The 22,930-nt window shown below is 44.6% G+C and carries 21 protein-coding genes, 1 tRNA gene and 1 other RNA gene; 14 read left to right on the top strand and 9 right to left on the bottom strand.

Annotated features, from left to right (window positions below; translation table 11 throughout):
• The first annotated feature begins 53 nt into the window (after window positions 1–53).
• Window positions 54–2,051 carry an AAA family ATPase gene (locus ACQY3H_RS01760; RefSeq protein ID WP_428074237.1) on the top strand — a complete coding sequence of 666 codons (1,998 nt, stop codon included), beginning with the start codon at window positions 54–56 and terminating at the stop codon, window positions 2,049–2,051.
• Window positions 2,052–2,307: 256 nt separating this feature from the next.
• On the opposite strand, the gene ACQY3H_RS01755 is transcribed toward ACQY3H_RS01760, so the two are convergent.
• A tRNA-Ser gene (locus ACQY3H_RS01755) sits at window positions 2,308–2,394 on the bottom strand.
• Between the two features lie 95 nt (window positions 2,395–2,489).
• Between ACQY3H_RS01755 and ACQY3H_RS01750 the strand changes: the two genes are divergently transcribed.
• From ACQY3H_RS01750 to ACQY3H_RS01725, 6 genes are read left to right on the top strand one after another with little or no spacing between them, the layout of a single operon-like run.
• Window positions 2,490–3,143 (top strand): TatD family nuclease-associated radical SAM protein, encoded by a 654-nt coding sequence (locus tag ACQY3H_RS01750; RefSeq protein WP_428074235.1) that lies wholly within the window; start codon window positions 2,490–2,492, stop codon window positions 3,141–3,143.
• Window positions 3,130–3,582, top strand: coding sequence for a glycogen-binding domain-containing protein (locus ACQY3H_RS01745; RefSeq protein WP_428074233.1), 453 nt, complete (start codon window positions 3,130–3,132; stop codon window positions 3,580–3,582). The genes ACQY3H_RS01750 and ACQY3H_RS01745 overlap by 14 nt, the downstream gene beginning before the upstream one ends.
• Window positions 3,582–4,064 carry a tRNA (adenosine(37)-N6)-threonylcarbamoyltransferase complex ATPase subunit type 1 TsaE gene (gene tsaE, locus ACQY3H_RS01740; RefSeq protein ID WP_428074231.1) on the top strand — a complete coding sequence of 161 codons (483 nt, stop codon included), beginning with the start codon at window positions 3,582–3,584 and terminating at the stop codon, window positions 4,062–4,064. Before ACQY3H_RS01745 ends, tsaE begins: the two co-directional genes overlap by 1 nt.
• Window positions 4,037–4,732 carry a tRNA (adenosine(37)-N6)-threonylcarbamoyltransferase complex dimerization subunit type 1 TsaB gene (gene tsaB / locus ACQY3H_RS01735; protein ID WP_428074229.1) on the top strand — a complete coding sequence of 232 codons (696 nt, stop codon included), beginning with the start codon at window positions 4,037–4,039 and terminating at the stop codon, window positions 4,730–4,732. Before tsaE ends, tsaB begins: the two co-directional genes overlap by 28 nt.
• Entirely contained in the window at window positions 4,729–5,160 is a 432-nt protein-coding gene (rimI, locus tag ACQY3H_RS01730) for a ribosomal protein S18-alanine N-acetyltransferase (RefSeq protein ID WP_428074227.1), read from the top strand. Before tsaB ends, rimI begins: the two co-directional genes overlap by 4 nt.
• Complete coding sequence (locus ACQY3H_RS01725) at window positions 5,157–6,698, top strand: tetratricopeptide repeat protein (RefSeq protein WP_428074225.1); 1,542 nt, start codon at window positions 5,157–5,159, stop codon at window positions 6,696–6,698. The genes rimI and ACQY3H_RS01725 overlap by 4 nt, the downstream gene beginning before the upstream one ends.
• Window positions 6,699–6,766: 68 nt before the next feature.
• On the opposite strand, the gene ACQY3H_RS01720 is transcribed toward ACQY3H_RS01725, so the two are convergent.
• The 5 genes from ACQY3H_RS01720 to ACQY3H_RS01700 form a co-directional block, all read right to left on the bottom strand.
• A complete protein-coding gene (locus ACQY3H_RS01720) occupies window positions 6,767–8,164 on the bottom strand; it encodes a hypothetical protein (RefSeq protein WP_428074223.1) in 1,398 nt (465 codons plus the stop codon).
• A 346-nt stretch (window positions 8,165–8,510) separates the two neighbouring features.
• Window positions 8,511–9,542 (bottom strand): hypothetical protein, encoded by a 1,032-nt coding sequence (locus ACQY3H_RS01715; RefSeq protein WP_428074221.1) that lies wholly within the window; start codon window positions 9,540–9,542, stop codon window positions 8,511–8,513.
• A gap of 93 nt (window positions 9,543–9,635) precedes the next feature.
• Window positions 9,636–10,277, bottom strand: a complete 642-nt coding sequence (locus ACQY3H_RS01710; RefSeq protein ID WP_428074219.1) for a thiamine diphosphokinase — start codon at window positions 10,275–10,277, stop codon at window positions 9,636–9,638.
• Entirely contained in the window at window positions 10,240–11,670 is a 1,431-nt protein-coding gene (locus ACQY3H_RS01705; protein WP_428074217.1) for a sodium:solute symporter family protein, read from the bottom strand. The genes ACQY3H_RS01710 and ACQY3H_RS01705 overlap by 38 nt, the downstream gene beginning before the upstream one ends.
• Window positions 11,671–11,737: 67 nt before the next feature.
• Entirely contained in the window at window positions 11,738–13,207 is a 1,470-nt protein-coding gene (locus ACQY3H_RS01700; protein ID WP_428074215.1) for a YfcC family protein, read from the bottom strand.
• A gap of 102 nt (window positions 13,208–13,309) precedes the next feature.
• On the opposite strand from ACQY3H_RS01700, the gene rsmI reads away from it, so the two are divergent.
• From rsmI to ACQY3H_RS01685, 3 genes are read left to right on the top strand one after another with little or no spacing between them, the layout of a single operon-like run.
• Window positions 13,310–14,017 (top strand): 16S rRNA (cytidine(1402)-2'-O)-methyltransferase, encoded by a 708-nt coding sequence (gene rsmI / locus ACQY3H_RS01695; protein WP_428074213.1) that lies wholly within the window; start codon window positions 13,310–13,312, stop codon window positions 14,015–14,017.
• Window positions 13,998–14,630, top strand: a complete 633-nt coding sequence (locus tag ACQY3H_RS01690) for an L-threonylcarbamoyladenylate synthase (RefSeq protein ID WP_428074211.1) — start codon at window positions 13,998–14,000, stop codon at window positions 14,628–14,630. The genes rsmI and ACQY3H_RS01690 overlap by 20 nt, the downstream gene beginning before the upstream one ends.
• Before the next feature lie 10 nt (window positions 14,631–14,640).
• Window positions 14,641–15,645 carry a sensor histidine kinase gene (locus ACQY3H_RS01685; RefSeq protein ID WP_428074209.1) on the top strand — a complete coding sequence of 335 codons (1,005 nt, stop codon included), beginning with the start codon at window positions 14,641–14,643 and terminating at the stop codon, window positions 15,643–15,645.
• Window positions 15,646–15,699: 54 nt separating this feature from the next.
• Here ACQY3H_RS01685 and rnpB read toward each other — a convergent pair.
• The 3 genes from rnpB to gdhA all read right to left on the bottom strand — a co-directional run bounded on the left by rnpB (window position 15,700) and on the right by gdhA (window position 18,073).
• Window positions 15,700–16,037, bottom strand: an RNA gene (gene rnpB, locus ACQY3H_RS01680) — RNase P RNA component class A.
• A 16-nt stretch (window positions 16,038–16,053) separates the two neighbouring features.
• Entirely contained in the window at window positions 16,054–16,620 is a 567-nt protein-coding gene (locus tag ACQY3H_RS01675) for a ribonuclease HI family protein (protein ID WP_428074207.1), read from the bottom strand.
• 103 nt (window positions 16,621–16,723) lie between these two features.
• Complete coding sequence (gene gdhA, locus ACQY3H_RS01670; RefSeq protein WP_428074205.1) at window positions 16,724–18,073, bottom strand: NADP-specific glutamate dehydrogenase; 1,350 nt, start codon at window positions 18,071–18,073, stop codon at window positions 16,724–16,726.
• A 111-nt stretch (window positions 18,074–18,184) separates the two neighbouring features.
• Between gdhA and ACQY3H_RS01665 the strand changes: the two genes are divergently transcribed.
• The 4 genes from ACQY3H_RS01665 (at window position 18,185) to ACQY3H_RS01650 (ending at window position 22,926) form a co-directional block, all read left to right on the top strand.
• On the top strand, window positions 18,185–18,562 hold the full coding sequence (locus ACQY3H_RS01665) for a metal-dependent transcriptional regulator (protein ID WP_428074203.1): 378 nt from the start codon (window positions 18,185–18,187) through the stop codon (window positions 18,560–18,562).
• Window positions 18,563–18,642: 80 nt separating this feature from the next.
• Window positions 18,643–21,459 carry an isoleucine--tRNA ligase gene (gene ileS / locus ACQY3H_RS01660; protein ID WP_428074201.1) on the top strand — a complete coding sequence of 939 codons (2,817 nt, stop codon included), beginning with the start codon at window positions 18,643–18,645 and terminating at the stop codon, window positions 21,457–21,459.
• The gene (gene lspA, locus ACQY3H_RS01655) at window positions 21,440–21,943 is read left to right on the top strand and encodes a signal peptidase II (protein ID WP_428074199.1); all 504 of its coding nucleotides are present in this window, start codon (window positions 21,440–21,442) and stop codon (window positions 21,941–21,943) included. The genes ileS and lspA overlap by 20 nt, the downstream gene beginning before the upstream one ends.
• Window positions 21,940–22,926 (top strand): tetratricopeptide repeat protein, encoded by a 987-nt coding sequence (locus ACQY3H_RS01650; RefSeq protein ID WP_428074197.1) that lies wholly within the window; start codon window positions 21,940–21,942, stop codon window positions 22,924–22,926. The genes lspA and ACQY3H_RS01650 overlap by 4 nt, the downstream gene beginning before the upstream one ends.
• Window positions 22,927–22,930 lie beyond the last annotated feature (4 nt).

Raw genomic sequence — 22,930 nt, 5'->3', positions numbered from 1 at the left:
TGTCGGGCGGCTTTGTTATTCTATCTTTATCTACTAAAAAGGAGAACAAAACGATGAAATATACTTACGAACAATACGAAGCAATGTACTATCTGAATAAATTGCTGCCCGAACTGAAAAATTTTAAAAGTTTTGCGCGGGATTTAATCTTGTCGGCCCGAAAAATAGATGGGAAATTATTCCCCGGACTTAAGAAAATGGATGCTTTCTCAGATCCATCCGCCAAGCAAGCGAACGGATTGTTGCAAATAGAAAAGGCTTTTGCTAAATACGGAGAATTTTATCCGAGCCTGTCACCATCTAATCAACAACATAACATTTCATACTTGGTGCGCGAGTTTCATTTGACCGCTTCCGAAGAAGCCGTTGTGCGGTTTTTAAGTACCATGACGGATAATGAACTGTTAAGGTCATGCTTGCGTGAATTCAAAGGAGATATTGAGGACGATGAAGATATCTTAACGCAAGTTTCCGGAATCACGCGCGGGATGGGCTTTTCGGTTTTGAATGAAAATGCTCCGTTAAGACGATTGGGGATATTACGGGAGCATCATTACCGATCTTCGCTTGTTTTGACCAAATGGGTACAGGGGTTTATTCATACGATATACAAAGATGATGCGGCTCGCTATAAAGCATTGCTGGGTGAGCCTATCATCGGTGAGAATGTTTTAACTAAGCGTGATTTTGCACATGTGAAGGCCGCCGATTTGGCATGGCGGCTGATGAAAAGGGCCCAACATACCAAGGGGTTTAATATCCTTTTGTATGGAGTGCCCGGTACGGGCAAAACCAGTTTTGCCAACGTGCTGGCCCAATCGGCCAAACTAAACTTATATCCGGCCGGTATATGCAATGACGGAGACGATAAACGTAATTATCGTTTGCAACAATTATACCGCAAGCAATATTTACTTAAGAATATTAAAAACACATGTATCCTTTTTGATGAGGGCGAAGATGTGTTTTCCAGTACGGAAACGCGCATCAGCAAAATGGAAATAAATAATTTGTTGGAAAATAACGAAGTGCCTGTCATTTGGACGACTAATAAAATTCATCGGATGGATCCGGCTTTTATTCGTCGTTTTACCTTGGCGATATGTTTTACTAAACCTCCTGTGGAAGTGCGCCAAAAAATTTGGAAAAAATATTTAACGGAAAATAAAATTGTGTGTGATGTAAGCGATACACTTGTGCTTGCCAAAAAGTACGAAGTTCCGCCTTCTATGATTGTCAATGCGGCACGGGCGGCCCGTATGGCTAAAGGAAATTTGGACACCGTTAAAGATCATCTGTCTTTTATGACACAAGCCTTAAACGGCGGCTACGAAAAACCGGAAGATCCCAAAACGGAACAAAAATTTTGTCAGGCTTTGGTGCACGCCGATATGGATTTAAGCGCACTGACCGCACAATTAAAAGACTTGAGACGGCTCAATTTTTCCCTTTGTTTGTATGGGGCAAGCGGTACAGGTAAATCGGCTTATGCGCGTTATTTAGCGGAAGAATTGGGCTTGGATGTGTTCCAGCGCCGAGCATCTGATTTGATTAGCCCGTATGTGGGGGAAACCGAGCAAAACATTGCCAAAGCATTTGCACAGGCTAAAGACAATAAATCGTTATTGATTTTTGACGAGGCGGACAGTTTTTTACGGGACCGTTCTTTAGCCGCGCGTTCATGGGAGATTTCCAGCGTGAACGAAATGCTGACGTGGATGGAATCGCACCCCTATCCGTTTGTTTGTACCACCAACTTGATGGATACGTTAGACCCGGCAAGTTTGCGTCGGTTTAGTTTTAAGGTCAAATATGATTTCTTGACGTTGGAACAAGTGCAGGAAGCATTTTCGTTTTTCTTCGGATTAGATGTAGGAAAAAAGAACCTTATCGGTTTAGACAAATTAACTCCCGGTGATTTTACGTTAGTTAAAAATAAGGCAGAAATCTTGGGTAAAAGTTCACAGGTGGAGGTGCTGAAGGATATGCTTGCAACTGAACAGAAATTAAAACAACATGCCGTAGGGCACAGTATCGGTTTTACCGTATAAGCAAAAGGTATTGGGCGACGTTATTTGCCGCTGCACCTTTCGAATCCCGACGCAACGTAAAGCAGTTGGTGATTCGCCTTCCGATAAAATTCCTGACGGAATTTTTCTGCAGGCCGGGCTCGCGGTACTCGCCTTTGCCTAATGGCAAAACTCGTACAACGCTGCGCCTTTCGAATCCCGACGTGACACCAAGCAGTTGGTGTCACTCCACCTTTCGAAAATTAAAAAATCCTGCTTTCGCAGGATTTTTAATTTCCGGAAGGGGAGGGATTCGAACCCTCGGTAGAGTTGCCCCTACATCAGTTTTCAAGACTGACGCCTTAAACCACTCGGCCACCCTTCCCTTCTTTTATTCTATTATTTTTTTCGGGTGCTTGCCTAGTTAAAATCGCCCGGCCGGATATATGGAAATTGCTATAATACTATAAAGAGGGTTTTATGGAAGAGAAAACTGAGCCGGCAGTTGTTTATCGTTTTGGGACAGGGGTTTATATCAATTTGACAAACCGTTGCCCTAATTTATGCACGTTTTGTATCAAAACCAAATGGAACATGGATTTCCATGGGAATAATTTGAATTTAGCGGCGGGAGAGCCGTCTGCTAATGAAGTGCTCCTTGCTCTTGAAAAAGAACTTGCTAAAGCCCCCTTTAAGGAAGTTGTATTTTGCGGATACGGCGAGCCGACGATGCGATTAGACCAACTCTTATTTATCGCGCAAACGCTCAAAGGTTGGAAAGCACAATTTAGATATCCGCCCTTTACGATTCGGCTTAATACAAACGGCTTGGGCAATTTAATTCATCATAAAAACATTGTGCCGTCATTGGCGGCGGTGTTGGATGCAATCAATGTCAGTCTTAATGCCCAAGACGAAGAAACATGGCGTAAATTAGTTCGCCCGCAAGAACCTTATCAAGACGGCTATGAAAGCGTAGTGGAATTTATCCGCTTGTGTGTGGACGCCGGAATAAAACGTGTAGTGGTCAGTTGTGTAGAAAACACCGGCGCTGATGAGAAAGCCGTAGAAAAAATTGCCCACGAATGTGGCGCGCAATTCTATTTGAGGAGTTTTTTAGATGCCCAAAATTAGCCGGCCCGGTACATTTTTTGCGTTGATTTTATTTTTACTGGCCATCGGACTAACGGGTTTTTTTGCCTTGGCGTCCGATTATTATTCCTATGCGGCAGGCACGATAGAAAATGCCGCTTCGGTGGCGCCCTTAAATAAAGAAAGTTTACAAACGCCGCGTCCGACCGTGTCATATGATACCGAAGTGAAATACCGCAAATTTTATATCACGGTTCCCGGCGCACAAAAAGTAGAACTCGCGGCGGATTTTAACCGCTGGGGCAAGGACCCTATTGAACTTAAAGCCTACCGCAAAGGATATTTTGAAACGTCGGTTGCATTGACGGCGGGAGAATATAAGTATGTGTTTGTGGTGGACGGGGACGACGTTTTAGATCCGATGAACGAAGACCGCCAAATTATTGATGGACGGCGGGTGTGTATTAAGACGGTAAAATAATGAAACAAGGTACCATTTATACTTCTTCGCGCGAAGAAACGCTTGCTTTGGCAACGCGGTTTGCTCATGCGTTGCACGGCGGGGAGATTATCTTTTTACGCGGGCCGATCGGTGCCGGGAAAACGGTGTTTGTGAAAGGAATTGCCGCTGCGCTCGGGCTAAAAAGTTCCCCTACCAGTGCCAGTTTTAGTTTGATGAAAAAATATCACAATAAGAAACACCGTTTGTTTCATATTGATTTATTCCGGTTATCTGCGGGGGAAGTGTTTAATCTGGGTTTTGAAGAAATGTTGGAAGATGAAGAGGCTATCATTTTAGCTGAGTGGCCTGATCCGATTGCACATATGTTGCCCTCCGATAGGCTAGAAATGGATTTTATCTTGCGCCAAGGGGACGAACGGGAAATTAAACTGTCGTCCTTCGGCCGCATTTCAGATATATTGTTAGAGGATTTATGCAAACAGGCAAAAACGTCATTGTAGGATTGGATACATCGGCTTCGCCTCTTTTGGTAGCGGTGCAAGCCGGAGAAAAAACAGCCGCACGCCGTCAAAAAGGCATCAAACAGGAACGCTTGCTTTTTCCGGTTATGTCGCGTGCTTTAACGGCCTGTGAGAGTACATTGCAAGATGTTAAAAAAGTGTGTATTGTGCGTGGGCCGGGGCGGTTTACGGGTATCCGTATCGGGCTGACGTTTGCTTCTATGATGAAATACTTAAATCAGGCCGAAGTCTATGGCGCAACCCTTTTTGAAATTATCCGTCGGCAAGTAGTGGTTTCGGCCACGTTCAAACGTTTTCAAAAACAATATCCTGACGGAGCATTGGGTGTAGTGTTGCACGCATTTCGCGAGGAGTATTTTTTACAGATTTTTGACGGAAAAAATGGGGCGCCCATGTGGTTATCGCGCGAAGAATTACTGGCGCGGTTAGCCGCGTACACGCATCCTATTATGCTGGCGGGAACGGATAAAAATAATGCGGATTTGGACGGCTTGTTGGGTAATAAATATCCACTTGCTGCGCCGCGTGACTCTCGGGTGCGTCCGCAGACGTTACTTGCCATGGCGCAAGATGATACGCTTAAACAAGATGCGTTAGAACCGCTTTACTTAAAACCGGCGCGCTTTGAACTTATTACTCCTAAATGAACATACGTTTAGCCAACTCTCAAGATATCCCCGCATTAGCGGTTATAGAAAAGCAGCAACCGCGTTGTGCTCAATGGGGGGAAAATGGGTGGAAAACGGAATTGGCAGAGAAATCTGCACACGTTTTTTGTGCGCACGAACAAGCCGTTGTCGGATTTGTGGCGTTGCGCTTAGCGGCGGGCGTAGGTGAAATTTTAAACGTGGGTATATCGCCAGATTTTACGCGCCGCGCAATAGGAACGGCTTTACTTTTCCACGCCCTGACGTGGGCCCGCGAAAACGGCGGAGAAGAAATTTCGTTAGAAGTGGCGGCCGATAATGCAGCCGCGATACGGTTGTATGAAAAAGCAGGATTTTTGCCGATAGGTCGGCGAAAAAAATTTTATGCTGACGGACAAGATGCATTAATTATGGGAATTAAATTATGAAAAAATGGATCATTGTTTTAGCCATATGCTATGCGTGCCCGGCTTGGGGGTTGGAAATTAGCCCAGAAGGGAAACAAGAAGCCGCGTTATTTAATTCCTTTTTAGAGGCTGTTTATGTGCATCGAAATAATCCGCAAGCCTATTTTGAGGCCTTAAAGAAAACACTAGCACTGGATCCCGATTCTAAATACTTGCGTCAATTATTGGTGGCGGCGGCCCCCACTCCGGAGCAGGCTGAGCCGTATATAGATTATATTACGATGGGCGAAAATACAGCAGAAGACTATTTGGCGTATGCTTCGTATAACCTTAAGAAGCAAAATTCCGCCCAAGCCCTTGATGCTTACGAAAAAGCCCTTGCTTTACGCCCGGATGATAGCATATTGCTTCAACAGTATTTGCTGCTTCTTTCAACGGTAGATTTGGATAAAACAATAGCGGTGTTGGAAAAAACAGCCAACGAACAACCGGCTTGGACTTCGCTGGCCTATCACCAAATTGGGCTTTTATATTTGCGCCGTAATCAAATAGAACAAGCCTTGCTCTATTTTGATAAATCAATTCAAGCTGATCCGTATAATCCGCAACCGCATTTAATAAAGGCCGAAGTGTACGAAAAAACGTCGCAATTTTTTTTGATGTTGCATGAATTGGAAGAAGTGGAAAAAATGGGATATGCCGATGCGGAAGTATATGTGCGTATGGCTGCTATATTTACGGCGGTGCGGGATTTTCCTAAGGCGGAAGCCTATTTTCTAAAAGCCGTTGGGCAAGATCCTCACCATACAGCCGCTAATTATTTTTTGTCTTTATTTGCGGAACAACGAGGCGATTTCCAAGGGGCTATCAATTATTTACAAGCCTCCAACGATTATTCCACGAATGCTACCCGTCCGTTGCAAGTCAGTTTTTTACAACAAAAGGCCGGACAGAATGAACAAAGTTTGCAAACATTGGAAAAAGCATACAAACAGTTTGGTGATAATGTGGAAATCGCTTTTTTCTATGGATTGATGCTCAATGACCGACGAAACTATAAGCAAGCCGCCCGTGTATTTGAAAAATTGTTGAAATCACGTCCGGAGTATATGGAAGCACGTTTGCATTATGCCTACTCTTTAGAGAGTTTGAAAAAATATAAGCATATGGAAGAACAACTTCAAATTCTTTTAGAAAAACAACCCAATAATGCTTCCGCGCTTAACTTATTAGCCTATAGTTTAGCCGAACGCGGTGAACGGCTAGATGAAGCCAAAGAACTTATTGTCCGTGCCGTGGCTATTTCGCCCAAAGAAGTAGCATTTATAGATACGCTCGGGTGGGTGTATATTAAGCAAGGCGAATTGGAAAAAGCCGATGCTGTTTTTTCTTCTCTGCCTGAGGATGCTGTAAATGCTAACCCGGAAATAGCCTATCATATCGGTGTGTTGCGTGAGAAACAAGGCCGGCAAGAAGAATCGTTGAGATATTTGGAAAAGGCAACCCCTAAGTGGCCGGCCGCGCAAAAAATATATCAAAAAATATTTCGTCAAAAATAAAGAAATTATTGTTATATAATAAAAAGCCCCCACTTTCGTGGAGGCTTTTGTTTAACTATAATACCTTTTTATTTGATTTTTTCCCAATAATTAGACCTGGCTTCTCGGAATTCTAGCCCATAGTAGTCACTGTCAAAGACAAAGTCTTGTAACGAAGTCTTGTCCCACGATTTGCCTTTTAAGAACATTTGCCACATGGTATCTTCTACATAATCGCAGATATCAAGCCACAAATCGTTCAGGGCTAATTCAAAATCAGGAACGCAATCCGGATGAATGCCGATTTTTTTAAGCAGTTTTTCATTTTCCACAAACAATGTGGTGGGATCATCATCTTTGTAAGCTTTTTCTAATTCTTTAAGTAGTTTGGGATCTTTTAAGAAAGGAATGAAATTTGTTTTCCCTTCCTGTACTGCACGTGCATAGGCCTGGCGTAAAGGAGCAATTTCAGTTTCCCCGACAGTGAATTTGATAGCCAAGTTATGGTCCAGGGCAATATATTCATACATTTGTTCCTGCAGTTTTGCAATTTTGCGTTTTTTGGTAGGCGTGAATCTCTCCGTATTGGGATCAGCCATTGTAGATTCCGGATATGAGAGAGCCTCTTCTAGAGCATTTTTTACAGCATCTTCTACCATTTCATGGTAGAACTGAGTATGATATTTCGCCGGAATTTGTGGTACATTCAATGGAATATGTCCCCAATATTTACCGGTTAACATCAAAGCAGTTGTCTGTTGTACATATGCAACAATGATGTCATAGGTAACACCATCTTCGTTTGCATTTCTGTAATCTTTCTGTAAAGACTTTAGTTTTTTAGAATCTGTCAAATAAGGAAGTAACTCTGTCCGTCCGGTTTCTTGGGCGCGTAAGATAGACTGTTGCATTGGATTAAACCATACTCCCTTACCTAAATAATATTTAGCATAAAGATCGGGGAAGGGAAAATGTTTAGCATAAAGATTGGGTAAGGGAACAAATATTTTCTGTAGGAAAAGATCTTGTTGTTCTGCATAAGCAATCATCTCCTCTTCTGACATGACGGCTTCGCTTGATACATTATGTGCTTCGCGCCTTTGGGCGGAGATAAATGCGTTGTCTAATGCTTTATCTATGTTTGAAGCTTGGCCCGTTGTGCCCGTACCTAATTCAGTATTAAGTACTCTCCCTGTTTCTGCGGTGACGGTCCCGTTTCTCATTCGGGCAGCGGCTCCTGCCGCTTCTTCTGCAGCCCGTGTAGCTTCTTCTGTGGCTCTTATGGCTTGTTCGGTGCCTCTTGTCGTTTGTTCGGTGGCTCTTATCGCTTGTCCGGTGGCTCTGACGGTTTCTTCTATGGCTTTACCGACACTTTCGGCTGCTTTTACAACTTCGGATCCGACTGGTTGCGCTTGTACGTTGCCGATTACTGCTAATAGTAACGCAACGGTTAGTAAACTTAGGTTCGTTTTGGCACGTAATGTCATGTTCATTCCCCTTGAGTACAAATATTTTTTGTATCTAATGATAGAATAAAATAAATACTCTTAATGAACAAGGGTCAAAGGGCCTAAAGAGTACTAGGCCTTTTGCTCTATATATATTAACAAGGTCCCGCGTGTAAGCGAAACCGAAAAACGGTTGGTGGCTGTCAGATTGCTTAACGTGCGTGTAGTGCCCAGTGGCAGGCGTGCATTTTTTGCATAGGTGCGTTACTAAATAATCTAATGCTTTTTGTAATCGGTCATACTTGTATAGCCTGAAAAATATGCTTGCCCCCGTTTGAACTAGCGGGGGCAAGCTTTGCAAAAATACGAGTAATCGTCGTATAAGTTATTCTGAAATTCTTCTCAAAAAGTCAGAGGAGAAATATTCGTTGTCAATACTTCCAATCTGTTCTAACGAGTTTCCATCCCATGATTTCCCGTCTCTGATCATTTGTTTGGTGGTGTTTTGGACAAAGTCATAAATGTTCAGCCAAACGTCGTTCATCGTCAGTTCAAAGTCTTCGGATGCTTCGGGGCATAATTCCAATTTGTCAAAAAGTGCTTGGTGCTTTTGGTACATGGGCATATAATCTCCTTCTTGGAAAGCCGTTCTCAGTTCCGTCATTAATGATTTGCTACTCAGAAATGAAACAAATAAAGTATTGCCTTCTTCTTTAGCGCGGTAAAACGCTTGTTTCCAAGGGGAAATTTCCATTCCCTTAAATACGATTTTCTTAAAAAAGAAACAATCTGTTTCATCGGTAACGCGTTCGTATATTTCTTCCAATTTGTAAGCAAGTTGGTCCTTGTCTGCCGGCGTTAGTCTGTTGGCGTTTTGGAAAGGTGTCGCTTTGGTTTGGTCTACCAAGGGATTGTTTTCTAGCCACTTCATGTGGCGCTCAAGGGCTTGTTGATATTGCGAGGAATGATAGTTGGCGTTAACAGTCGGAATATCTGCATATTTACCGCTTAACATCTCTGCCGTTGTGTTTTGTACAAATTTTGTGACCATATCATAGGAAACTCCATCTGCAGCCGGATCGGCCCGATTGGGTTCTAAGGTCTCTAATTTTTGGGGATTTATTAAATAAGGCAATAAATCGGTTCGCCCCAGTTCTTTGGCACGTTGAATAGATTTGGCCATGGGGTCAAAATATTGGTTTCCGCCGATATAAAAATTCGCATACAAATTCGGATCGGGAGCAAAGATGGCTTTGAACAGAGTTTCTTGCTGTTGTGCAAAAAGCATATCTGCTTCGCGAAACGTGCGAACGACTTCCTTGGCTATTTCTGGTCCCGGTTGGGCCTGTGCGCTTCCGGCGGCTAACAGTAGGGCAACTGTTAATAACAATAGTTTTGTTTGGGTGGATACATTCATTTTTTACTAATTCTCCTTTAGATACCAACTATTTAGTATGTAATTATAGTTTAAAAAAACATGTCATATATGAACAAGGGTCAAAAGACCCAATTAACGTTGGGACTTATGTTCTATGTATACTAATAAGGTCCCGCGTGTAAGCGAAACCGAAAAACGGTTGGCTGCGGTCAGGTTGCTTAACGTGCGTGTAGTGCCCAGCGTCAAGCGCGCTTCTTTAAGAGGATATTTAAACCCGGCAAGAGTCACTTGATAGCAGGTAGTAAGCGGTAGCAAACTGACACGCGTGCCTATGGGAGCAGAAAAGGTTTTTTCGGAGCAAAGTGGATAAATTTTCCACCCGTCTTCCATGACACAAAGATCTATTTTTTTAGCATACGAATATAAGGCGAGTAAATTGCCGATGGAAAAATCGGTCCGTCCGCCATAAAATCCGATGAGTGTGCATTTTTTGCATTTGTGTGCTACTAAATAATCCAATGCTTTTTGTAAATCGGTATTGTTTTGGTTATCTACGAAAATCCAAGAAATATCAGGCCATTGGTGGCGGGTGGTACGGGAAACGGAATCCAAATCGCCGATAACGGCATGGGGGCGAATTCCGGCTTTGCGAGCATTGTTGGCGCCGCCGTCGGTCGCTAAAATAAAATCAGCGGTTGTGGCTAGTTTTTTGATAAGGGATAGAGAACAGTGCGGGCTATTGCCTATCAATAATACGTGATTCAATCCTTCCATGACGGCTCCTGTAAAGCAGAATAATAATTAAACTGATACTTACCCCAATATAAAACGGGGCTATTTTATCGAGCCATTCGTCCGGTACGGCTAAATACCAAACAGTCATTCCTACCGCACTGATTAGGGAAGAACATACAAATAATTTATCACTAATGCGTCCCGGATAAATATAACCCATCAAAATAGGGATCAGTAAACAGGCCGAAAAATAGGACCCCAATACCAGCCAAATTTCTTTGAAACTGCCGTGAAATAATTGCGCTAACATAATGGAGATCGTGCCTACCGCAAAAATCATAATACGGTTTGATAAAATGACATTTTGAAAATGTTTACGCAACAAATCAAAACTTAATGTGTTAGACGCAATAAATAAAAACGAATTAAGGGTAGAGAGAATAATAGATAAAATACCGGCTACAAATAAACCGCGCAATCCGGACGGTAATAATTGTATAGCATAAAAAAAGTATGCTTGCCCCGGTTGCGCTTGCGGCAATACGGCACGTGCGTATAGCGCGCCTAAAGTGGTACATAAGTCAAACACAAACCAAATGCCTGTGGAAATGAGGACCCCGCGTTTAACAACGAGGGGGCTTTTAGCGGCAAAACAGCGTTGATAAAAACTCGGGTCAATAAGAGTGGCCAGCGCAATAAAGCCCCATACAAACGTACTCATCCACGAGTTGCCGCCGGTAAGTGTAAAATGCGAAGCGGGCAAATTGGCTTTTAAGAAATCTATCCCGCCAAATACAGATACTGAAAATACAGCCACTAACAGTACCGCACTACACATGACAAAAAACTGTACTAAATCGGAAAATACTACCGAACGGAACCCACCCCATGCCGTATATAAGCACGTAAATAAGGTCCCCAGAATCATCCCCGTCAAGACGCTGATGCCAAAAACCATGTGTAAAAACATGCCTAAACTTAATACATAGGCAACGGGTGTGATATAGAAAAAAGTGAAAATGGCTGATATTTTGGCGGATTTTGGGCCAAACATTTGTCCGGTTAAATCAGGTAAAGTCATGGAATTATAACGGGCAATTTTGTCGGCAATAAAAAAGGCAAAGATCAGATACGCTACATACCAAAACAAGCCTTGGGTGACGAAATTATAAATACCGTAATTAAATGTAATTTCACTAATACCGAAGATGCCCCCGTACCAAGTGGCCACTAACGTCGCTACAAAAAGCGGCAAAGTAAGTTGGCGGCCCATGAGCAGATAATCTAACGCGGAGAGTTTATCTTTGGGTTGTGAGATTTTAAGACGGAAATGACCGTACGCCGCGGCGCAAGCCGTAGCCACCAATACCAGTAGCAATACAATCCAATCGGCAATATGTAAATACGATACGGTTTTTAATTCGTTTAACATATATCAAAAGAAGCCCCGGATTTGTTTTGGGGCTTCTTTTATTTTACTAAATAATCAAGCGGCTGTATTATTGCCATTTCATAAAATACGGCGGAATCAGTAACAGGAAAGACAATAAATACATGGTTATTAACAGCGGCAACATCCACTTGAGCCATTTAGGATAAGCAATACGCGCAAACCCGATGGCCGCGATGGTAACCGGATCGGTGGGAATTACCATATTCATCCAACTTCCGCCTAATTGGAACGCCAAGACCATCGTTTGGCGTGTAATGCCGATTAAGTCGGCCAGGGGGGCTAAAATCGGCATGGTCAAAACGGCTTTGCTCGAGCCGGACGGAATAAAGAAGTCAATGACCGTTTGCAACATCATGGCCGCCCACGAAGCACAAATGGGGTGTAAATGTTTGATCAGCCCCGACATCGTGTTAAGCAAGGTATCTAAGATATGGCCGTTGTTGGCAATAATTACAATGGCTTGCGCGAAACACAAGAGCATAGCAATTTCGGCCATACCGCGTACACCGTTAAAAAATGTATCGCTAAAATCTTGCATTTTCATTTTGCCCAAAATACCGCACACAAAACCAAGTCCCAAAAACCAAGCGGCAATTTCGGTAATGTACCAACCGGAATTTTCCCAGTTGAGCCACTTGATTAAATCAATACCGAACGTTCCGTTAATAAACGCACAGACTTGCGGTTTGAGTACGCCGATAATCATTCCGGCCATGCCTAAACCAAAGGCAATCAAAACGGCTTTTTGCCGGCGGGTGATATGATATTCCGTTTTATTAAGTTTTAATTCTTTGCGCTTTTCTTGGTCAAATTCATAGGTTAAACTTTTGGTCGGATCTTTGCTGATTTTGTGCGCATACACGCTTAACCACGCAATAATTACCGAAGTACAAATTACCCAAATAATTAAGCGGTATCCTAAACCGGAATAAAGCGGTACTTGCGCGATCCCCTGTGCGATACCGACGGTGAACGGGTTGGTAAATGCGGCGGCAAACCCAACACCGGCTCCCACAAACGGGATAGCCGTTCCCAAGGCCGAGTCATATCCCAACGACAAAGCAAGGGGAATAAAAATCGGTACGAAAATCAAGGCTTCTTCGCACATACCGAAGGTCGCCCCGCACAGCGAAAATACAATCACACCCAGCGGAATAAACAGGAAGCGCAATTTGGGGTTTCGTTTGAAAAAACCGCTTGCCGCTTGAATGCCCGCGGCGATGGCTCCCGTCTTTTCAATAATGCCCAGTACTCCGCCAATTACAAGTAAAAATACAATAACTTCCGACGTTTTGGAAAATCCTTGAATTGGGGCTTGTAATAAATCAAACAACCCTTGCGGGCTAGCCGCTACACGGTGATACGTGCCTGCAACAGCCACCAGCCGCCCATCGGCGTTTTCCACGCGGTCATACGCTCCGGACGGGACAATCCACGTCAGCGCGGTTACTATCGCTAATACCGATAAAATAATAGCGAAGGTATTTAACTTGATTTTAGACAGTACTTTAGACATTTTCTTTTGGGATTCCTCTCTTACTTTTTAATAATAATAACAACGAATATATATTGTACTAAATGCACTCCGTTTTGCGTGATTATTTTATATACTTTATCTATGCTTTACATCGTTCCTACCCCGATAGGTAATTTACAAGATATCACCTTGCGCGCGTTAGACGTGCTTAAAAACGCGGATGTTATCTTGTGCGAAGATACCCGCCGTACACAAATTTTGCTTTCCCATTTCGCGATTTCCAAACCGACGATGCGCTATAACGAAAATGACGAGCGTTCTATCTCGCGTTGTGTGGAAGTGTTGCAAAGCGGAAAAACCGCCGCGCTTGTGTCCGATTGCGGTACTCCGTGTATTTCCGATCCGGGGTGGAAATTGGTTAAAGAAGCCTTAAACGCCAATATAAAAGTGTCGTCATTACCCGGGCCGAGTGCCGTAGCGTGTGCGTTGGCGGGAGCCGGTATTACGGGGGGCGCGTTCACGTTTTTAGGATTTTTGCCGCGCAAGCCGGGTAAAGCCGCTAAACTAATTGCCAATGCGTATGGGTTGAATGTCCCAGTGGTGTTGTATGAGTCACCTTACCGCGTTATTAAGATGTTAGAACTAATTGCTAAAACATTGGGCGAACAAACCCCGATGATTGTGGCGCGCGAACTGTCTAAAGTATATGAAGAATGGACGCGCGGAACGGTACGAGAACTAATTGAAAATTTTTCCAAACGTCCCAAAGTGCAGGGCGAATTTGTACTGATTATAGATAGACCTGCCGCCGAAGAAAAAGAGGAAACTGATGAAAACCCGTATTTTTAAGACGACTGATTTAACGTCGCAAGAAATCAAGACGTTGGCCCGGGAAATAGAACAAGGCGCCTTGGCGGTTTTGCCCACCGATACGGTATATGGTATCGGTACGGGTGCATTTGCCGAAGCAAGTATCCAAACGATTTATCAGATCAAAAACCGTCCGGCAACGAGCCCCTTGCAACTGCTGGCCCCGCATATAGAGACGGTGCGGACTTGTGCCGAAGTGTCGGCGGATGCAGCCAAATTGGCTACTGCGTTTTGGCCCGGCGGGCTTACACTTATTTTGCCACCTAAACCGCAAGCGAAGGCTTTAACACGTGGGTTTGCGGGGCTTGGGTTTCGCGTGCCCGATTACGCATTTTTGACGGCGTTACTGGGGCAAATGAGTATGCCCATGGCGTGCACAAGTGCTAATTTGCACAACCAGCCGGTTATTACGGATGAACAAACGCTTGTGGAAACGTTTGACGGAAAAGTAGATTTGATTTTTCAGGCGGGTACGTTAAGCCCCACCGCATCCAGCGTGGTGGATATGACACAAAGCCCGCGAATTTTGCGCGAAGGAAGTATTACGCGCCATGAATTGGTGCGTGTATTAGGCGCACCATTAGAAGAGTAAAGGAGAAAATATGGTAACTATTGTAGGTACACCTTGGCAAATGGTGGTAGCATATGTAGTAATTATTGCGTCGTCCTTGTCGTTAATAACGTATTGGGTAACGAAAAAATTTATTTTGCGTAAAATGAACCGCACGATTATGACGGCCGAGCACAATTATCAACAACAAATTGCGTCTTTGCAAATGCAATTATCGGGTAAAGTATCTGTATTGGAAGGAATGGTCAATAAATTGCGGTTGTCTAACCAGGAACTTACGCGGCTTAACGAAATTCGCGCTAAATTTATGTCTATTGTGGCACATGATTTGCGCCAACCGCTTTCGTCTATTCAAGGGTTTGCCTCGGTGTTGAAAATGGACACACCGCAAGGTGGTAAAACCAATGATGACCAAATTGCGTTAAACAACATTTTGAAAGCCACCGATAATATGAATATGTTGATGACCGATTTAATGGATATTTCTATGATGGAATCGGGCCGTTTCAAAATGGACGTGCAGCCCTTTAATTTTAATGCCTTGGTAAGTGATGTGGTTACCTTGCAAGCCGTTAATGCCCAAAAGAAAGAAATAAACTTGCAACTCTATGAATATCCTACCGAAATTACGATTACGGCAGATCGTTTCCGAATGTCGCAAGTACTTAATAATTTAATCGGCAATGCAATTAAATTTGCACCGCAAGGGGGGCGGATAGAAGTTAATTTTTACGACGATAATAAAGATGTGTATTGCCAAGTATCTGATAACGGCCCCGGTATTTTGCATACGGAAAAAGAAAAAATCTTTCAAAAATTCCACCAGTCCGATAACGACCGTAATCTCAAAAAACAAGGCTGGGGTTTGGGGTTATCTATCGCGCAAGAAATCGTCCATGCACATGGCGGAGATATCAGTGTAGAAAGTGCGGGCCTGGGGCAAGGGGCGTTGTTCTGGTTTAGAGTGCCTAAAGAATTTGTTCCGACGTCAACGCCTACTAAATCGGCAAAAACGAAAGCCAAATCTGCCGTTTGATTTACTGTTTTTAGGCATAAAATACTCCCGCGCTTAAAATGCGGGAGTATTTTAATTGACGGACGGTCTATACCCCAGATTCTGTCAGCCCTTGCGGGCCGGATAACCATTACTCTAGGCGGCCTACTTGGTTACGAACGCGGGTCACGTATGAACCGGCTTGGCCTTGCTCCTTGCGGGGTTTACCTTGCCACGTTTGTTGCCAACCGTGCGGTGCGCTCTTACCGCACCTTTTCACCCTTACCCTTACGGGCGGTATATTTTCTGCGGCACTTTCCATCGGATAAGTTTTGACACTTACCCGCCCGCCTTTTCAAGCGGCGCATTACCCTGTGGAGTCCGGAAGTTCCTCCCCTGTTTTTATAAACAGGAGCGGTTATCTGACCGTCCTATATATATTGTATCAAATTAGAAATCGCCGAATAAACTGGGTGGCTCGGGGTGTTGTTTTTTGGCAGATTGAGCCGGCTTGCGTACTACCGGTTTTACTTCTACCCCGTTAACCGTATTGCCGGTTTGCGGTACGGCTAAAATTTCAGCGTCTTCGGGCAAGTGTTTGATGGGATTAAAGCCTAAGGATTGTTTGGCGTCCATGGCTTTGTTAGCAAGTGCGTCCGGGGCTTTGTTGAACTCGCGCAAGACGTGTTTAATGTGGATGGAAAACGATTCGGCTAACCGGCGAATAACCACCATGCGCGCGGCCAAATCGGGGTTTTTTATCTTATATTCCCCTACAAATTGTTTAACAAGTAACAAAGAATCTGATTCAATAAATAATTCTGTGGCACCTAGTTCTTTTGATTTGATAAGTGCCAACTTTAAGGCGGTATATTCGGCCTGATTGTTGGTACAGTGAGCCATGAAATGCCCTTCTTGCGCCAAAATTTTACCGTTTAGATCGCAAATCACATACGCCGACGCCCCCGGACCGGGATTGCCGCGCGAACCGCCGTCTATATTTATTTTTACTTGCATAAATTTATTGTAGCAAAGTCCTTGCCGGACGGGCAATAGAACACTAAAAACTCCCGCTCAAACGAGCGGGAGTTTTTACATCTAATCTTTTAGCATTTATTGCTTATACCAACCCTTGGTCCAGCATAGAATCGGCGACTTTTTTGAAGCCCGCGATGTTCGCGCCGGCCATATAGTTGCCTTTCATGCCGTACATTTCGGCGGCTTCCAAACAACTGTTGTGAATGCTGTTCATAATGCGGTGCAAGTATTGGTCCACTTCTTCGCGCGTCCAATACAGGCGCATGGAGTTTTGCGTCATTTCCAACCCGGAAACGGCTACCCCGCCCGCGTTAGAGGCTTTGCCGGGGGAGTACAAAATTCCGGCGGCTTGGAACGCTTCAATGGCTTCGGGCGTGCAAGGCATGTTAGAGCCTTCGCATACGCATTTGCAACCGTTTTTAAGTAAGGTTTTGGCGTCGTCGCCGTGCAGTTCGTTTTCGCAAGCGGTCGGGCAGGCGATATCGCACGGGATATCCCACGTTTTTTTGCCGGGTCTAAATTCGGCTTTCGGGAATTTTTTGACATATTCCTTCAAACTGCCGCGGCGGACAAATACGAGTTCTTTTAAGAACGCGAGTTTTTCGGCATCTACGCCGTCTTTGTCATAGACGCTGCCGTCATAGTCCATAAACCCAACGACTTTACCGCCCAGTTCGGTTAATTTTTCAATAGCGTGAATACCTACGTTGCCGGTACCGGAAACAATGCAGGTTTTACCTTTGACGCTGTCATTTTTGGTAGCAAGCATGTTTTGCGTGAAGTACGCTACACCGTAGCCGGTGGCTTCCGGACGTAAAAGGCTGCCGCCCCAATTCGGTTTTTTACCGGTAAAAGTACCCGTAAAAACGTCGGTCAGTTTTTTGTATTGACCGTACATATAACCGATTTCGCGCGCACCGCAACCTAAATCTCCGGCGGGCACGTCCGTGTGATAACCGATGTGGCGATAGAGTTCGTTCATAAATGAGTGGCAAAAGCGCATCACTTCGCCGTCGGATTTGCCGCGGGCATCAAAGTCGCTTCCGCCTTTACCGCCGCCTAAGGGCAACGTGGTTAAACTGTTTTTGAAGGTTTGTTCAAACGCTAAAAATTTCAATGAGTCTTGCGTAACGGACGTATGAAAGCGGATACCGCCTTTGTACGGCCCAATAGCACTGTTGAATTGAACGCGGTAGCCGCGGTTGACGTGAATTTCGCCTTTATCGTCTTGCCACGGTACGCGGAAACTGATGATGCGTTCCGGTTCTACCAAACGTTCCAAAATCTTTTCTTTAATATAGACCGGGTTTTGCTCCAACACCGGGTGCAACGTGCTGACTACTTCTTTAACGGCCTGAAGAAATACTTTTTGGCCGGGATCTTTCTTTTCTTGGGCTTCTAAGAAGTCCGCTGTATAGGCATGAATATCCATACACACTCCTCTGGTTATAATAACAACTATGTTTATTATACTATTTAATGTTAGGAAAAGGTAGCCTGCAAAATTATTTCAAGCGGTAAAAAATATGTTACACTACTTAATATGAAATTATCTGCTAATATGGAAGATTACGTAGAAGCCGTTTTGTTCTGCGCCAACGACCAAGGCATTGCCCGCGTAAGTGATATTCGCGATTTGCTGGGGGTTAAAACGCCCAGCGTAACGGGCGCTATGAAACTGCTGGCCGAAAACGGCTACGTAACTCACCAGCCTTACGGCGGAATTAAACTGACCCCCAAAGGTCGCCGCGCGGCGCAAGATGTTAAAAAACGCCACGCTATTTTGAGCCGCTTTTTGACGCAAGTATTGGGCGTTACCCCTAAAACCGCCGATATGGACGCGTGTAAAATGGAACACGCCGTTAGCAAAGAAACGTTAGAAAAACTCCACGCCTATTTGCACAAAATAGCCGGGGAATAACTTCCCGGCTTATTTCTTCTCGTACACGCGCGTAAAATTTTCTATAATATAAGAAATATTCTTTATTGGAGTTTTATACCATGGCAAAAAATAAATATTCCCATACGGTTTTGTTGCCCAAAACCGATTTTCCGATGCGCGCGGGTTTGGCGCAAAAAGAACCGAAAATTTTAGATTTTTGGAAATCTATTAACCTTTACGAAGCCATGCTCAAGAAAAACGAGCAAGGCAAACACTTTGTCTTGCACGACGGGCCGCCCTACGCTAACGGCAAAATTCATATCGGACACGCTTTAGATAAAACCATTAAAGATATCATCTTAAAATCACGCGCGATGACCGGGCACTATACGCCTTATGTGCCGGGGTGGGACTGCCATGGTTTGCCCATTGAACAGGCGCTCTTAAAAGAACTTAAACAAGATAAAAAACACATTACCGATATCCCCGCTTTTCGCAAACGGGCGCGCGAATTTGCCGCTAAATTTATTGACTTGCAACGCCAAGGATTCAAACGTTTAGGCGTTCAAGCCGATTGGGATAACCCTTATTTGACGATGTCGCCGCGGTATGAAGGCATTACCGTGGGGGCTTTCTTGGACCTTATTGAAAAAGGATACGTCTATAAAGGGCAAAAAACCATTACGTGGTGTGCCCATTGTGAAACGGCTTTGGCCGATGCGGAAACGGAATATCAAGATATTTCGTCGCCGTCTATTTACTTGCGCTTTAAGTTGGTAAATCCCAGTAAAGAAATTTTGGGCGATTTGGACTACACAAAACCCGTTAATTTAGCGGTCTGGACGACCACCCCGTGGACGATTCCCGCTAACGTTGCCGCTGCCGTATCCAATACGGAAGATTACGCTATTTTGAAAGATAACCATACAGGCGAATATTATATTGCGGCGGAAAAACTGGCCGAAGAATTTTTGAAAAACACCGAACTTGATTGTACGCAGGTGGGTTGTGTGCCCGGTGAAAAACTCGTCGGTATGAAATACTACCACCCTTTAACGCACAAAGAAAATCCGGTCATTTGGACGGATTTTGTAACTATGGATGCCGGGGTGGGGGTGGTTCATATTGCTCCCGGTCACGGGGAAGAAGACGCCCAAGCCGGCAAACAATGGAAATTAGAAACGGTTTGCCCGGTAGATGAAAAAGGGTGCTATACCAAAGATGCGGGCGTTTTTGAAGGGATGCACGTGTTTGACGCGAACCCCTTAATGGTTAAGAAATTGGACGAACTCGGTGCACTTATCAAAGAACAGGAAATCGTACACAGTTATCCACATTGTTGGCGGTGTCATAATCCCATTATTTTCCGGGCTACGGAACAGTGGTTTATGTCTATTGATAAAGACGGACTTCGCCAAAAATTAATGGACAATTTACAAAATGTCAAATTTTATCCCGCCGGCGGACAAGAACGTATGCGCGCCATGATTGGGTTGCGCCCCGATTGGTGTTTATCGCGTCAGCGGTTTTGGGGAACCCCGGTTGCGGTGGTGTACTGCAAAAAATGCGGCAAACCGCAAGTAAATCACGACTTGTTTGAATTTATCAAAGCCCGCGCGATGAAGGAAGGCTCCGATTTTTGGTTTATTGATCCGGTGGAAAAACTCGTGCCGGAAAATTATACCTGTGAATGCGGTAGCCGCGAATTTAGAAAAGAAACCGATATTTTAGACGTATGGCTTGATTCCGGTGTGTCGTGGGCGGCGGTATTAAAAGACCGCGGCTTAGATTTTCCGGCCGACGTCTATTCCGAAGGTTCCGACCAACACCGCGGTTGGTTCCAAAGTTCTTATATTCCGTCTTATACGTTAGAAGGGACCGCGCCGTTCAAAACAATTTTGACGCACGGTATGGTGCTAGACGGTGATGGCCGCCCGATGCACAAATCGGCCGGCAATGCCGTAGATCCGGAAGATGTTATCAACAAATACGGCGCCGATATCTTGCGCTTGTGGGTATCGTTCTCCGATTACCAAGGCGACGTACGCATTAGCGAAGAAATCTTGGGCGGACCGATTGATACTTACCGCAAAATCCGCAATACGGTACGCTATGCACTGGGGAATTTATCCGATTACGATCCGGATATCCACCGCGTAAATGCCAAAGAATTAACCGAAATGGATAAATATATGCTTGGGCGGTTAAATACGCTGATTGAAGAAGTTCATAACGGATATGCGGAATTTAATTTCCGCCGGGCTATGCGCGCCATTACCGATTTTTGTATTTTAGATTTGTCGTCGTTTATGTTGGACGCGTCTAAAGATCGTCTTTATACACAAGGCGTTAACGCTCCGGCGCGGCGCAGTGCCCAAACGGTGTTGGCCGAAATTGCGGTTACGTTGCTGCAGTTAATGGCGCCGGTACTTTCTTTTACCGCGGAAGAAGCGTGGCAGGAAATACGCAAAACCGCGCTCGGGCGCACCTTGCCGCAAAGCATATTCTTGTCCAATATGCCGGCAAACGCTTCCCTCGTGCCGGATGTGAAATTGGAAGAAAAATGGAACCGTATCCGCCAAGTGCGCGAAATCATCCAAAAAACCTTGGAAGAAGCGCGGCAAAAAGGCGTAATCGGCTCCTCATTAGAAGCGTGCGTAGTGTTCAAAACATCTAATGAAGAAATACGTAAATTTTTACAAGATACCCAAGCGTTATGGCCGGAAATTGCCATTGTGTCTGCGGTAGAAATTGCAGACGGTGGGGAAGAACTGTCGGTGGAAGTTGTCCACGCTAAAGGTACGAAATGTGCTCGTTGCTGGCAATGGAAAGAGGACGTCGGCACACATGCACACCAGGATATTTGCGGACGTTGCGAAGAAGTCTTAACCCGCGAAGGATTATCGGTTGAGGAGAGTGAACCCGTTGGTGCGTAAAAGTTGGCAAACATTAAAAAAGTGGACAGCCGAAAATACCCCGGTATTGTGGGTAGTGGCTTTTGTGTTGGCGGCTGATCGCATCAGCAAGGTGCTAGCCCAAGTATTTTTAACGGAAAATCCTATCGTTGTGTTTCCGTTTTTTCACTTGCGGTATGTGGAAAATACGGGCGCGGCATTTGGCTCGTTCCAAGGGGCAAACGGCCTTTTGATTGTGGTCATGCTGGTGATTATCGGTTACATTATACACAGTTGGAAAGATCTTTGCGCGCAAGGAAACCTTGTCAAATGGGGAAGTGTATTGATTTTAGCAGGTGCATTTGGCAATCTTTATGATAGAATAACATTAGGGTATGTAGTGGACTTCTTAGATTTTTTAGTTTGGCCGGTTTTTAATGTGGCCGATAGTGCCATTACCATCGGTGGTGCGTTATTTGTGATTTCTTTGATTTTTCATAAAAAACCAAAACGGGAGGAAAAATGAAAAAACTATTTTTAGGTGTAATTGCTTGTGTGTGCGCGGCAGCGTGCGGTAGTTCCGATAAAGAATTATTCAAAGAGGCGCGGTTTGCTACGTCTAAAGGCGAACTGAACCAAGCCGTGGAACTTTACACACGTGCTATCAAACAAAACCCCGATAATTTTGCCGCTTATTTGAACCGTGGGGTACTTTGGGAACGCTTGCCGGTGAAAGATGCCAAAGAACGTAAGAAAAACCGCCAACGTGCCGAGCAAGATTATTTGCAAGTAATGGAAATCAATGGGAATAACGCCGAAGCCTATAATAACTTGGGTGCCTTATATATTGATATGGGCCGCAATTTGGATGCGGTGGATATGTTATCCAGCGCACTTATGTTAGAACCCCGTTATTTTACGGCCCGTATGAACCGTGCTATCGCTTTTTACCGGTTGGGCCGTACCATAGAAGCGTTGGATGATTTTAATAAAGCCGCCCGTTTGCGTCCGCGTAATCAATTGCTTTTACTTAACCGCGCACTTGCCTTCTATGATATGGGGCAATATGAAAATGCCGTAGAAGATTTGACGTATCTAATTTCACTTAATCCGGCGGATGCCCGCGCCTATTTGGAACGCGCCCGTGCATTTATCAAAATGGGATATCCCGCCGAGGCGTATGCCGATTTGGAACAAGCCGTTACGTTGAAACCTTCGTATGCTCTGCCCTATTATTACATGGGCGATCTGCTTTTCCGCAAAGGGGAAACGGATGCGGCGTTAGGTATGTTGGCCCGTTCCAAAGAACTGGCCAATCAGTACGTCCCCACTTACGAATTGATGGGTGATATGCTTGCGGTGGAAGACCCGGTCTCTGCAACGGCTAACTATATGGTTGCCTTGAAATTAGACCCGGCCCATGCCCGCCGTTACGAAGCCAAAATTCGTTTGATGAAAAACGAAGAAGGCCGTGCCCGTGTGCAGGCCAACCGTTTCTTCCCACGTTAAACGC

Source organism: Candidatus Avelusimicrobium luingense, assembly GCF_902757105.1.
Taxonomy (GTDB): Bacteria; Elusimicrobiota; Elusimicrobia; order Elusimicrobiales; family Elusimicrobiaceae; genus Avelusimicrobium; species Avelusimicrobium luingense.
This window is presented reverse-complemented; position numbering and strand designations above follow the sequence as displayed.